Here is a 12,438-nt window from a genome sequence, read left to right on the forward strand (position 1 = left end):
GGTTGAGCCGGGGCTGCCGGTCTCGCAGGTGCCAGTGATCCCGGTATGTGGGATCGAAAGGGGTGGCTTCGGGCCGAGGGGGTAATGGTGCAGGTGGCTTCTCGGGCGATGCCTACACCAGTACTCCCTGATCAACCGACCAACTCCACAACCGGTGCGCATGCACGGTAGGTGTGCGGATTTCGGGGTGGCGGCACGGCGAGCCCACGGGTGCCGGTCTCATGGAGACCTGCGGTCCCGGCATGTGGGAGCACAGAGGGTGGTTTCGTGCTGAGAAGACATTGGCGGCGGGGGCTTCTCGGGCGGTGCCGCCACCAGTTCCCACTGATCAACCGACCAACTCCAGACCGGTGCGGATCTACGGCGAGGGGCGGATTTGGCTCGTGGGGTGGGGGCGGAATCCCTAGTCGTCGGGGGGTTCTGGGGGCCAGGGGTTGGGTTTGATGTTGGCTGGTTTGCGGGTGGGGATGTCGTCCCAGTCGAAGTGGGTGCCGACCCAGGCTTTGGGGCGGTCGAAGGTGATTTCGGCGGCGGTGAAGCGGGTGCCGACGAAGGTGATGTCGCCGAAGAAGTCGGCTTCGGTGAAGTCGACCGAGCGGCCGGCGAGGGTGGTGCCCGCGAAGCTGACGGTGCCGTGGAATTCGGCGCCACGGAAGTCGGTTTCGCGGGTGCCGCGGCTGCGCATGCGCGGCTGGGAGCCGATTTTGGTTTCGTCGAAGGCGACGGTGCCTGCCTCGAACTGGGTGCCTGCGAAGGTGATTCGCGGACTGGAAATGTCGGCGCCGGTGAACGCGAGGTGCTGGCCGTCGAGGGTGGCGCGTTCGAACGAGGTGAGGTCGGCTTGGAAGCTGGTGTCTTGGAAGGAGGTTCGGGCGCCGGTGCAGCGGGTTTCGATGAAGGTGGTACGCGGGCCGACGAAGGTGGCCTGCTCGAAGGACACCGAGCAGTCGAAGTGTGCGCCGTCGAAGGTGGTGCCGTAGCCGATGCGCTCGACCTTCTCGACCCGGGTCGAGCCGAAGAGTGCGTGGTCGAACAGCGCTGGGCCGCCTTCGAACCGCGCCTCCCGGAAGGTCAGGTGCGGTCCGGCGAAGATCGCGTGCTCGAAGGTGGTGCGCCCGATGAACACCGCGCGGGCGAACGAGGTGTGTTTGCCCGCGAACACCGCCGACCGGAAGTCGGCGCGCTCGAACACGGCGTTGTTGAGGTTGAAATCGTAGTAGGACCAGGAGATGTCGGCCGAACGGTTCAGATGGTCGGCGATCACCTTGACGATGGTGCGGCGCACCTCGCGGTCGTTCTGCCGGAACTGGTAGACCCGCTCCACTTTCAGCCCGGAGTCGTCCACGGTCTCCGCCTGCGACACAAGGTGATTGGCGCCGGCGACCGGATCGTAGGGCAGCCGGAGGTAGCCGCACAGCACGTCGATGCACTGCTGGCGCCGAGCAGTGCGGAACTCGTCGGCCAGCCCGGCCATCGCGTACACCCCGGCGATGCGGACCGCGACATCACCGTCACCGAGTTGCCGCGACGCCGACCCGAACAGGTCGGCGAACCGCCCACGTTCGAGGTCGCGCTGCCGTCGATAGGCCACCACCAGCGCGACGACGGCGCCGACACCGGCCGCCACCGCCAGCGCGATCTTGGTGAGGTCCAGCTGATTGGGTGTCTCCGCCTTCGCCCCGAAGGCCAACCACAGCAGCCACCAGGTGAGTGCCGCGATACCGAGTCCGCAGACAACCGCCACCAGCACCGCAAGCAGCAATGCCGCGCGGTGCAGTCGGTCGCCCAACCTCCGCCATCGCATTAGCGCATGGTAGCCGTATAACCGCCCTGCCACTACCGGACAAGATCGGCTACTCCTGCGCCCCAAACCATTTCGAATGTCCGCTACCGCTGACCGGAATTGGCCGCCACCGCGTGTCTGAGCTGCGGTGACCTGCCGCTCGAGTACCCTGCGGGCATGCCTGATACCGATGCGCTCGACCCGGAGGCCGAGGTCGTGGCCGTGCACCAGTTGCTGGCGACATGGCTGGGGACCGCCGCGAAACCGGACGTGCTCGAGCGCTTCGCCGCGACCCAGCACGACACGTTCTCGATGGTGACCACGGCAGGCACCCGGATCAGCCAGTCCGAGCTGCTGGCTGGGCTGCGGCGGGCAGGCAATTCCCGGCCCGGCCTCGATATCGAGATCTCCGAAGTCGAGGTGCTGCTCGAGGAAGGGCAGGTCACGGTGGTCCGCTTCCTGGAGCGGCATCACTTCGACGGCAAGCACAGCGATCGCTGGACGACCGCGGTGCTGACCGCGGAGGCAGCGCCACCCCGTTTCCGGTGGCGGGCACTGCACGAGACCCAGACCACCGACTGAAGCTCGCCGTCGCCGCACATTCCTGAGTACCGTCGCGCTCATGGCGAATGATGTGTTGGTGCTCGGGGCCGGGGTGATCGGCCTGACGACGGCGGTGTGTGTAGCGGAGGCGGGTCATCGGGTCCGGGTGTGGGCCGAATTGCTGCCTGCACAAACCACGTCGGCGGTGGCGAGCGGACTGTGGTGGCCGGGTTTCACGCCACGGGATCTGGCCTGGAGCCGGGTGTCGTTCGCCGAGTTGTCCCGGTTGGCCGAGCGGGGCGAAGGGGGCATCCATTTCGAACGCGGCCTGCAGTTTTCGGATCTTTCCACCGAGCCGCCGTCGTGGTTGAACGAGCTGGTGGACGCGCGGATGTGTCCGCCGGACGAGGTGCCGGACGGCATGCTGTCCGGATTGCGGTGCACGGCACCGATGATCGATCTACCGCGCTATCTGCGCTATCTGACGGACCGGCTGGCCGCGGCAAACGTCGAGATCGAGCAGCGCACGGTGCGTGATCTCACCGAGGCGACGGCCGCCGCGCCGGTCGTGGTGAACTGCACGGGTGTTGCCGCGGGCGCCCTGGTCGGCGACGCCGACGTGCAGCCGGTGCGCGGCCAGCATGTGATCGTGCGCAATCCCGGCATCACCGACTTCTACGCCGAGATGGTGTCGAATCCCGAATGGACGGCGTTCTTTCCGCACGGCGACCGGCTGATCCTCGGCGGCGCACGCCATGAAGGACGCTGGGACATGGCACCGGACATGGATCTTGCCGAGCGCATCCTCAGCCGTGCCATCAAGGTGGAGCCGCGGCTCGCCGATGCGGAGGTGATCGGCCACGAGGTCGGCCTGCGCCCAGGCCGCACGGCAGCGCGGCTGGACGAGGAGCGCATCGACGACACGAGGGTCGTGCACAACTACGGCCACGACGGCAAGGGCGTCAGTCTTTCCTGGGGCAGCGCCCGCGAGGTGGTGGATCTTTTGGCCGACTGAGTGCCGGAAATGCGAAACCCCGGCACCGAGGTGCCGGGGTTTCGTGGAGCGGATGACGGGATTTGAACCCGCGACCCTCACCTTGGCAAGGTGATGCGCTACCACTGCGCTACATCCGCATTCGCGTCTCGGGTGATCCGTGGCGCGAGAAGAAACTTTAGCGGATCCCCGACGGAAAATGCTAATCCGTGCGTGTGCAGCGCCGGGCGAGCTCAGCCAGCCTGCCTCGCCGCCGCGCGGTTGCGCCGGATGCCGAGCCCGGCGGCAGCCAAGCAGGCCAGCGCGACCACGACGACGAACCACGGGAACACCGCACTCAGACTCCATGTGGTGGCGGCCCACCCGGCCAAGATGGTCGGCAGCGCCATCGCCGTGTAGGCGAGCAGGTAGTAGGCCGACATGGTCTCGCCTCGTTTGTGTTGCGGCACAACCTCGGACAGGTGCCGCAGCGAGCCGCCGAAGCCGAGGCCGAAGGTCGCGCCGAGCAGCAGGCCCGCCGCCAAGACCAGGACCCAGTTGCCGGTGTGCAGTGCGGGCACGGTGAGCAGCAACGTGATCGCCATGCCGATGTCGCCGACGATCGCCGCGCGCCGGGCGGGGATCGCGGTCGCGAACAGCTGCGAGGTGGCCCCTGCCACCGCGGTCGAGGCGACCACCGCGCCGCCGAAAACCAGGTTGTGGATGCCGGTTTCGGCCGAGGCAAGCGACGGGTACAGCGACAGCAGCACGCCGAGCACCGACCAGGCCGCCATCACACCGAGTGCCGAGAACCAGAAGTCGCCGCGGATCTCTTGCGGTACAGCCGGTTTCGCGATTCGAATGCGACCGGCGATGCGGGCCGTGTGCGGCTCCTCCAGCGCGATGATGCCGATGCCGATGAGCAGGCACACGACGGTGATGACCACGTACGGCGTGCGCAACGGATGCGGCGCGTACTGCGCGAGCAGCGCCGAGCCCAGAATCGCCACCGCCATACCGACATTGAAGGCAACGCCGCTCAGCTGACCGGATCGCGCACCGTGCTTGGGCCGCAGGTCCAGCAGCGCCGCCGCGCCCGCGACCACTGTGGCGCCGACCGCGAATCCGTGCAGCGCTCGCGCGAGCAGCAGCATCGCTACGTTGTCGGCGAGCAGGAACACCGCGAGTCCTGCGATCATCGTCACAAAGGCGCCGAGCAGGACCGGCTTGCGGCCGACCACGTCCGAGATCTTGCCGGACACCACCACCGCGGCCAGCGCCGCGAACGCGTACACCGCGAACACAAAGGTCGTCGTCAACGGCGTGAAGTGCCATTCCTGCTGATACATGCCGTAGAGCGGGGCCGGTACGCCGGACACCCCGAGCGCAACCCCGCTGGCGGCGAGCACCAGCGCGTATGCCCACCGCTGCGTTGTCCGCTCGCTGGTTTCCGGCATCGCTACCGTCGCTGCCATCGAAACTCCGATCGGGTAGGTTTGATACTGATCGAACCGAATCCGACGATACATCCGGTACGAAGATCATCAAACCCCGGAGTGAGGTAGATCATGACTGAAACTAAAGAGGCAGCCACCGACGCCCCACCGGTGGCCGCGCTGCCCGCCGTGCTCGCCGCACTCCAGGACCCCATCCGACTGGAAATGGTGCGCAGGCTGAGCAACGCGGGCGCGGGCACCGCAGTACGCTGCAACTCGCTCTACGACGTGATCAACAAGTCAACGGCGACACACCATTTCAAGATCCTGCGCGAAGCCGGTGTCATCGAACGAGTGATCGTCGACGGCCAGATCTGGCAACGCCTCCGTGCCGCAGACGTCGAGTCGGCACTACCCGGCCTGCTGCCCTCCGTCGTCGAGGCCGCGAACCGCGCCTGCACGGAGTAGCTCACGGCCCCTCGGTAGTGCCCGCGAAGTAGTGCGCGACGCCGCTCAGTCGTCGACCATCCGCCGCACCGCGGCGGGTAGTTCCCGAGTTCGCTTGTACGGCCCCGCAACCGACACCCCGTACGGGCGCGCAAGCAACGTGGCCGCGACCGCGGACACCTCGTCGGTGGTGACGGCATCGATGCGGGCCAGGGTCTCCGACACGCTGCGATGGTTGCCGTAGCTGAGCTCGCTGCGGCCGATCCGATTCATCCGGGACGCGGAATCCTCCAGACCGAGGACCAGGCCGCCACGCAGCGAACCCTTCGCCCTGGCACATTCGGCATCGGAAATACCGTTGGCCGCAACCTCTTCGAGCACGCCACGCGCCAGACTCGCCACCTTGCCGAGGTTTTCGGGCTGGCAGCCGATATACACCGAGAATGCGCCGGTATCGGCGAAGGTGTCCACGCTGGAGTACACCGAGTACGCGAGCCCGCGTTCCTCCCGAATCGCTTGGAACAGACGGGAACTCAGCCCACCACCGACCACGGTGTTGAGCACCGAGAGCGGCCAGCGCCGCTCCCCCTCGTGCCGCCCGAACGCGCGCACCCCGAACGCCAGATGCGCCTGCTCACTGTCGCGGTGACTCCATTGCAGCTCGGGAGGGCTCATCGGCCGAAACCGGCCCTCGCGCCGCTTGGCGGGCGTCGCCGTGGGATCCAGCCGATTCTCGAACGCGCGATGCACCAGCTCCACCGTGTGATCGTGTTCCACATTGCCCGCCACCGCGACCACCATTCGGTCCGGCCGATAACGCCGCAGATGGAAGCCGCGCAACTGCGCCGCCTGCATCGACTCGATCGATTCGATGGAACCGATCACCGGCCGCCCGATCGGATGATCGCCGAACAGCGCGGACAAGAACGCGTCGCCGACCACGTCCTCCGGGTCGTCGTCGCGCATGGCGATCTCTTCGAGCACCACCTGCCGTTCCACGTCGACATCGACCGGACGGCACAGCCCGTTGAGCACCACATCGGAAACCATGTCCACGGCCAACGGCAGATCCTCGTCGAGGACGTGCGCGTAATAGCAGGTCTGCTCCTTCGCGGTGAACGCGTTGAGCTCGCCGCCCACCGCGTCCATCGCCTGCGCGATGTCCAGTGCGGTGCGCGTCGGAGTCGCCTTGAACAGCAAGTGTTCCAAGAAATGCGCAGCGCCGGCGACGGTAGGACCCTCGTCACGGGAGCCGACCCCCACCCAGACGCCGATCGATGCCGACCGCACGCCGGGCACGTGTTCGGTCACCACGCGCAGCCCGCCGGGTAGCACGGTGCGCTGTACGCCAGGATCGGTCATGTTGGCCCGCAGCTCCAGAGACGAACCCCCCTGCTCGCGGCGGAGCAGAGGGGTTGTGGTCTTCTTCGTCGTCACAGAGACAAGTACTACTCTGCCCCCGCCGCGCCCGCATCAACGGTCTCGACTTCGGCAGGCTCTTCGGCGTTCTCCTCCACCGGAACCAGCGAAATCTTGCCGCGGTTGTCGATGTCGGCGATCTCGACGCGCAGCTTGTCGCCGACGTTCACCACGTCTTCGACCTTCGCGACGCGCTTGCCGTTGCCCAGCTTCGAGATGTGCACCAGGCCATCGCGACCCGGCAGCAGCGAGACGAACGCGCCGAAGGCAGTGGTCTTGACGACCGTGCCGAGGAAGCGCTCGCCGACCTTCGGCAGCTGCGGGTTCGCGATGGCGTTGATCTGGTCGATCGCCGCCTGCGCCGCAGGGCCGTTGGTCGCACCGACGTAGACCGTGCCGTCATCCTCGATCGAGATGTTGGCGCCGGTCTCCTCGGTGATCTGGTTGATCACCTTGCCCTTGGGCCCGATCACCTCGCCGATCTTGTCGACCGGGATCTTGATCGCGGTGACGCGCGGCGCGTACTGGCTCATCTCGTCCGGGGTCGAGATGGCCTCGGCCATGACCTCGAGGATGGTCGCGCGTGCGTCGTGCGCCTGGCTCAGCGCGCCGGCCAGCACCTGCGAGGGGATGCCGTCCAGCTTGGTGTCGAGCTGCAGTGCGGTGACGAACTCGCTGGTACCCGCGACCTTGAAGTCCATGTCGCCGAAGGCATCCTCGGCGCCGAGGATGTCGGTCAGCGCGACGTAGCGCACCTCGTCCTCACCCTGCTCGTTGGTCACGGTGTCGGACACGAGGCCCATCGCGATGCCCGCGACCGGCGCCTTCAGCGGCACACCGGCGTTCAGCAGTGACAGCGTCGAGGCGCAGACCGAGCCCATCGAGGTGGAACCGTTGGAGCTCAACGCTTCCGAGACCTGACGGATCGCGTACGGGAACTCTTCCTGGCTCGGCAGCACCGGCATCAGCGCGCGCTCGGCCAGTGCGCCGTGGCCGATTTCGCGGCGCTTGGGCGAACCGACACGACCGGTCTCACCGGTGGAGTACGGCGGGAAGTTGTAGTGGTGCATGTAGCGCTTGCTGGTCTCCGGGCCGAGCGAGTCGACCTGCTGGGCCATCTTCACCATGTCGAGGGTGGTGACGCCGAGGATCTGCGTCTCGCCACGCTCGAACAGCGCCGAACCGTGCGCCCGCGGCACCACGGCAACCTCGGCGGACAGCGCGCGGATGTCAGCGAGGCCACGGCCGTCGATGCGGAAGCCGTCGGTCAGAATGCGCTGGCGCACAAGCTTCTTGGTGACCGAGCGGAACGCGGCACCCAGTTCCTTCTCGCGACCTTCGAAGTCGTCGCCGAGACGGGAGAGCACGTCGACCTTGATCTCGTCGATCTTGGTTTCGCGCTCCTGCTTGTCGGCGATCGACAGCGCCTCGCCCAGCTCACGCTTGGCGGTGCCCTCGACGGCCTCGTAGACATCGGCCTCGTACGGCGGGAACAGCGGGAACTCACCGGTCGGCTTGGCGGCCAGCTCGGCGAGATCGGCCTGCGCCTTGCACAGGCGGGCGATGAACGGCTTGGCGGCCTCCAGACCCTGAGCCACCACGGCCTCGGTCGGCGCCTGCGCGCCACCCTCGATCAGCGCGATGACCTTGTCGGTGGCCTCGGCCTCGACCATCATGATCGCGACGTCACCGGACTCGACCACGCGGCCCGCGACGACCATGTCGAACACGGCGCCCTCGAGCTGCTCGACGGTCGGGAACGCGACCCACTGACCCTCGATCAGCGCGACGCGCACGCCGCCGACCGGGCCGGAGAACGGCAGACCGGCGATCTGGGTGGACGCGGACGCGGCGTTGATGGCCACCACGTCGTACAGGTCGTTGGGATCGAGGCTCATCACCGTGACGACGACCTGGATCTCGTTGCGCAGGCCGTCGACGAACGACGGGCGCAGCGGACGGTCGATCAGGCGGCAGGTCAGGATCGCGTCGGTGGAGGGGCGGCCCTCGCGACGGAAGAACGAGCCGGGGATGCGGCCCGCCGCGTACATGCGCTCTTCGACATCAACCGTCAGCGGGAAGAAGTCGAACTGGTCTTTCGGGTGCTTGCCCGCGGTGGTCGCGGACAGCAGCATGGTCTCGTCGTCCAGGTAGGCCACGACCGAACCGGCGGCCTGACGGGCCAGACGGCCGGTCTCGAAGCGGACCGTGCGGGTGCCGTAGCTGCCGTTGTCGATCAGCGCGACGGATTCGAACACACCGGGCTCGACCTCGACGGCCGAGGACTTGCGTTCAGTTGTTTCGGACATTCTCTTCTCTCAACCTCTCGTCTTCGCCGGATCGAGCGCCCAATGGCGCGATCCGGCTCTTCGTCAGCCGCACCGGGTACGGACATGCGGCAACCCTCGTGGCTGCGGCACGCACACCCGGCCGAATCCCCTTGGATCACGGCGACGCGGAGGCGGTCATCGATCGAAGCCCGCCGGCGGTCTATCCCTGCCGGGAGGCCACTACCGAAGACCGACGCCACGGGGGCGGGTGCTTACGGCTGTGCAATGTTGTCGTGCGGCGGGGGCTCACCCACCGGGCTGTTGCCCATATACACGAATAGCCAACGGGGAGATTGTACGTCTCCCCGTTGGCCGAGCTTCGAGGGCCTCTGGTAACGCGGCAAGATCGATACAAGCCCAACCCGACCGCCACGCGCGAGGCTTTCGAGCGCCGTTCGTGGCCCGTCTCGTGTGGCCGAAGCGCATGCGCCGAAGGCGCGAGTCTCGGCCGCTCGGACACGAGACTAAGGAGGCCACGAACACGCCGCGCCCGCGCGGCCAAAATTACCGCCGCAGGCCGAGGCGCTCGATGAGCGAACGGTAGCGCTGGATGTCGTTGGCGGCCAGGTACTTCGAGAGCCGACGACGACGGCCGATCAGCGCAAGCAGGCCGTGGCGGGTGTGGTGATCGTGCTTGTGCGTCTTCAGGTGCTCGGTGAGGTCGGAGATCCGCTTGGACAGCAGCGCGATCTGGGCCTCCGGCGAGCCGGTGTCCTTCTCGTGCAGGCCGTATTCCTTGAGAATTGCCGACTTCTGCTCAGTGGTCAGAGCCATGGGGCATCCACCTTCTATTTCAGTGCCGCGCTCGAATTTCCGGTTACCCGGGCCGGGTGCCGCCGCGGACCGCAGCAAACCCGAGGATCTACCTTACCGGACCGGGCACGACGAACCGAATCGCGGTCGCCTCGCCCGGTCGGCGGTGGTTTTTCTAGCCGCCGTCGATCGCGGCCAGCACCTTTCTGGCGTTCTCCACATCGCGGCCCATCGTTTCGATGAGCTCGTCGACCGAATCGAATTTGCGTTGGCCGCGGACGTGGTCGACGAAATCGACCGCGACATGCTGGCCGTACAGGTCGGCTTCGCCGTCGAGCACATAGGCCTCGACGGTGCGGGCGCGGCCGGAGAAGGTGGGGTTGGTGCCGACCGAGATCGCGGCCATCGCCCGCTCGCCCGGTGTGACGGTGCCGATGGTCGGGCCGGGCCCGAGCACCGTGAACCAGCCCGCGTACACGCCGTCGGCCGGGATCGCGGCGTGCATCGGCGGTGCGACGTTCGCGGTCGGGAAGCCGAGCTGGCGGCCGCGGCCGTCACCGTGCACCACCACACCCTCGACCCGGTGCGGACGACCGAGCGCTTCGGCCGCCGCGGCCATGTCGCCCGCGTCGACGCAGGCACGGATGTAGGTGGAGGAGAAGGTGACCGCGTGCTCGCCGAGCAGCTTGACGCCGTCGACCTCGAAGCCCCAGCGGGTACCGAGTTCCCGCATGGTGTCGATGGTGCCCGCGGCCTTCTTGCCGAAGGTGAAGTTGTCGCCGACCACGACCTCGGCCACATGCAGTCGCTCGACGAGCAGATCGTGCACATACCGCGCGGGGGTCAGCTTCATGAACGCCTGGGTGAACGGCATGACGCAGAACACGTCGACGCCGAGTTCCTCGGCCAGCTCGGCCCGGCGGGTCAGCGTGGTCAGCTGCGCCGGATGCGAGCCGGGTCGCACCACCTCCATGGGGTGCGGGTCGAAGGTCATCAGCACGGCGGGAACCCCGCGTGCCGCAGCGGACTTCACCGCTCTACTGATCAACTGCGCGTGGCCGCGGTGCACGCCGTCGAACACACCGATCGTGAGGACACATCGGCCCCAGTCCGCGGGTACATCGTCGAGACTTCGCCATCTCTGCACAGTCCGCAGCCTACGCAAATGAGGTTGCGAACAGTATTCGGGCTCGCAACGTCTCTGGGCGGCACACACGGTGCCCCAGCCTGGCGCGCCCGCCGCTGTGTCACGCAACGCTTCCGGAGTTGTGTACGCCTGATGAATCCCTGGTTCCACTGTGCGGCGAGCTGTGTCATTCGGGTGCCATGTGCTTAAGCTCGAGTATGTGCCCGGTAAACGAGACATCGCCACCCGACGCGAGCTAGCCGACGCCACCGCGCCGAGCCAGGCCGGCGGCAGCACCGCGACGATCGCGCCGGTGCTCTCCTCGGTCGCGCAGGACTATCTCAAGGTGATCTGGACCGCGACGGAGTGGTCGCAGGAGAAGGTGTCGACCAAGCTGCTCGCCGAGCGGATCGGGGTGTCGGCGTCCACCGTGTCCGAGGCGGTGCGCAAGCTCGCCGACCAAGGGCTGGTCGAGCACGCCCGCTACGGGTCCATCACCCTCACCGAGGGCGGTCGCCTCGCCGCCATCGCGATGGTGCGCAGGCATCGGCTGATCGAGACGTTCCTGGTGAACGAGCTCGGCTACGGCTGGGACGAGGTGCACGACGAAGCCGAAGTGCTCGAACATGCCGTCTCCGAACTGCTCGTGGCGCGCATCGACGCGAAACTCGGCTACCCGGACCGTGATCCGCACGGCGACCCCATCCCGTCGGTCGACGGCGCGGTGCCGACGCCACCGGCCAGGCAGCTCAGCGACTTCCACGCGAACGAGTCCGGCCGCGTCGCCAGGATCTCCGACTCGGACCCGGACATGCTCCGCTACTTCGACTCGGTCGGCATCGCGCTCGACACCAGCATCACCGTCGTCGAACGCCGAGACTTCGCGGGCACCATCGCGATTCGCATCGGCGCCGCCGAAACGCCGACCGATCTCGGCAGGCCTGCCGCGGAAGCGATCTGGCTCACCACCTGATCCGTCGATCGTGCCGCATTGCTGGACAACCGATTAGTGGGAACTGAGGGCGGAACCCTCTCGGCCGATGCCGCCACCATTCCCACTGATCGACCGACCAACACCGGTGGCGCAACGGGATTCGGCTCAGCAGGCGATGAAGTAGTCCTGGAATCGGGGCGGGGCGCCGTCGGCGGTCGCCTTGATCCAGCAGACGTTGTGTGGGAAGACGACGTAGGTGGACCAGCGGTCGGCGGCCCTGCGCACGAGGCGCATGGTGTCGCCGGGGACATCCCAGGCGATGATCGCCCAGGTGCCGTCACAGTCGGAGACCGTGGCGTTCTCGTTGCCGAGATCGCCGATGTCGTCGAGGTCGCGCACGATCGTCTGCGGCGCACACTCCGGTTGCGGATTTCCGGGCGGCGGGCTGCTCGGCGGATCTCCCGCCGGCGCAACCGAACTCGGCAAACCAGCCGGTGTCGCAACCAAGCTCGGCGAAGGTGTCGTCGGGTCACCACCCCCGCCGCACCCCGAAGCCGTCACCACTACCGAGACCAGAACAGTCGCTCCGAACACGACCGCACGAGCGTTCATCGCCCCACCTCCCAATCAGGCCATCAAGCTACTCCGCCTGTCGCCCAACGTCGCCCATTGTTACCGCAGGTAAACCTGGTTT

Annotated in this window: 11 protein-coding genes and 1 tRNA gene; 4 read left to right on the top strand and 8 right to left on the bottom strand. The window is 67.3% G+C overall.

The genetic code is table 11. The annotated features are described in order from the left end of the window. Window positions 1-403 precede the first annotated feature (403 nt). Window positions 404-1,804, bottom strand: coding sequence for a pentapeptide repeat-containing protein (locus tag ACGFNJ_RS27690; RefSeq protein WP_393454230.1), 1,401 nt, complete (start codon window positions 1,802-1,804; stop codon window positions 404-406). Between the two features lie 156 nt (window positions 1,805-1,960). On the opposite strand from ACGFNJ_RS27690, the gene ACGFNJ_RS27695 reads away from it, so the two are divergent. Next, a complete protein-coding gene (locus tag ACGFNJ_RS27695; RefSeq protein ID WP_393454233.1) occupies window positions 1,961-2,365 on the top strand; it encodes a hypothetical protein in 405 nt (134 codons plus the stop codon). 40 nt (window positions 2,366-2,405) lie between these two features. Continuing rightward, window positions 2,406-3,341 (top strand): FAD-dependent oxidoreductase, encoded by a 936-nt coding sequence (locus tag ACGFNJ_RS27700; RefSeq protein ID WP_393454236.1) that lies wholly within the window; start codon window positions 2,406-2,408, stop codon window positions 3,339-3,341. A 44-nt stretch (window positions 3,342-3,385) separates the two neighbouring features. On the opposite strand, the gene ACGFNJ_RS27705 is transcribed toward ACGFNJ_RS27700, so the two are convergent. Together ACGFNJ_RS27705 and ACGFNJ_RS27710 are read right to left on the bottom strand one after the other, a co-directional pair. Next, window positions 3,386-3,460, bottom strand: a tRNA-Gly gene (locus ACGFNJ_RS27705). 93 nt (window positions 3,461-3,553) lie between these two features. Then, window positions 3,554-4,774, bottom strand: coding sequence for an MFS transporter (locus ACGFNJ_RS27710; protein WP_393454239.1), 1,221 nt, complete (start codon window positions 4,772-4,774; stop codon window positions 3,554-3,556). Window positions 4,775-4,867: 93 nt separating this feature from the next. Here ACGFNJ_RS27710 and ACGFNJ_RS27715 point away from each other — a divergent pair, with 93 nt between their 5' ends. Next, a complete protein-coding gene (locus ACGFNJ_RS27715; protein WP_393454242.1) occupies window positions 4,868-5,203 on the top strand; it encodes an ArsR/SmtB family transcription factor in 336 nt (111 codons plus the stop codon). Between the two features lie 45 nt (window positions 5,204-5,248). On the opposite strand, the gene ACGFNJ_RS27720 is transcribed toward ACGFNJ_RS27715, so the two are convergent. From ACGFNJ_RS27720 to ACGFNJ_RS27735, 4 genes are all read right to left on the bottom strand, one after another. Further along, on the bottom strand, window positions 5,249-6,544 hold the full coding sequence (locus ACGFNJ_RS27720) for a M16 family metallopeptidase (protein ID WP_393454245.1): 1,296 nt from the start codon (window positions 6,542-6,544) through the stop codon (window positions 5,249-5,251). 86 nt (window positions 6,545-6,630) lie between these two features. Next, window positions 6,631-8,910: a polyribonucleotide nucleotidyltransferase gene (locus tag ACGFNJ_RS27725; RefSeq protein WP_393454248.1), complete on the bottom strand. Its 2,280-nt coding sequence runs from the start codon at window positions 8,908-8,910 to the stop codon at window positions 6,631-6,633. A gap of 525 nt (window positions 8,911-9,435) precedes the next feature. Next, window positions 9,436-9,705: a 30S ribosomal protein S15 gene (gene rpsO / locus ACGFNJ_RS27730; RefSeq protein WP_069167715.1), complete on the bottom strand. Its 270-nt coding sequence runs from the start codon at window positions 9,703-9,705 to the stop codon at window positions 9,436-9,438. 154 nt (window positions 9,706-9,859) lie between these two features. Further along, on the bottom strand, window positions 9,860-10,831 hold the full coding sequence (locus ACGFNJ_RS27735; protein ID WP_393454252.1) for a bifunctional riboflavin kinase/FAD synthetase: 972 nt from the start codon (window positions 10,829-10,831) through the stop codon (window positions 9,860-9,862). A 283-nt stretch (window positions 10,832-11,114) separates the two neighbouring features. Here ACGFNJ_RS27735 and ACGFNJ_RS27740 point away from each other — a divergent pair, with 283 nt between their 5' ends. Next, the gene (locus ACGFNJ_RS27740; protein WP_393455325.1) at window positions 11,115-11,783 is read left to right on the top strand and encodes a metal-dependent transcriptional regulator; all 669 of its coding nucleotides are present in this window, start codon (window positions 11,115-11,117) and stop codon (window positions 11,781-11,783) included. Between the two features lie 126 nt (window positions 11,784-11,909). Here ACGFNJ_RS27740 and ACGFNJ_RS27745 read toward each other — a convergent pair whose 3' ends face one another. Next, window positions 11,910-12,356, bottom strand: a complete 447-nt coding sequence (locus ACGFNJ_RS27745; protein WP_393454255.1) for a hypothetical protein — start codon at window positions 12,354-12,356, stop codon at window positions 11,910-11,912. Window positions 12,357-12,438 lie beyond the last annotated feature (82 nt).

Origin of the sequence: Nocardia sp. NPDC049149 (assembly GCF_043197455.1) — a bacterium.
Taxonomy (GTDB): Bacteria; Actinomycetota; Actinomycetes; order Mycobacteriales; family Mycobacteriaceae; genus Nocardia.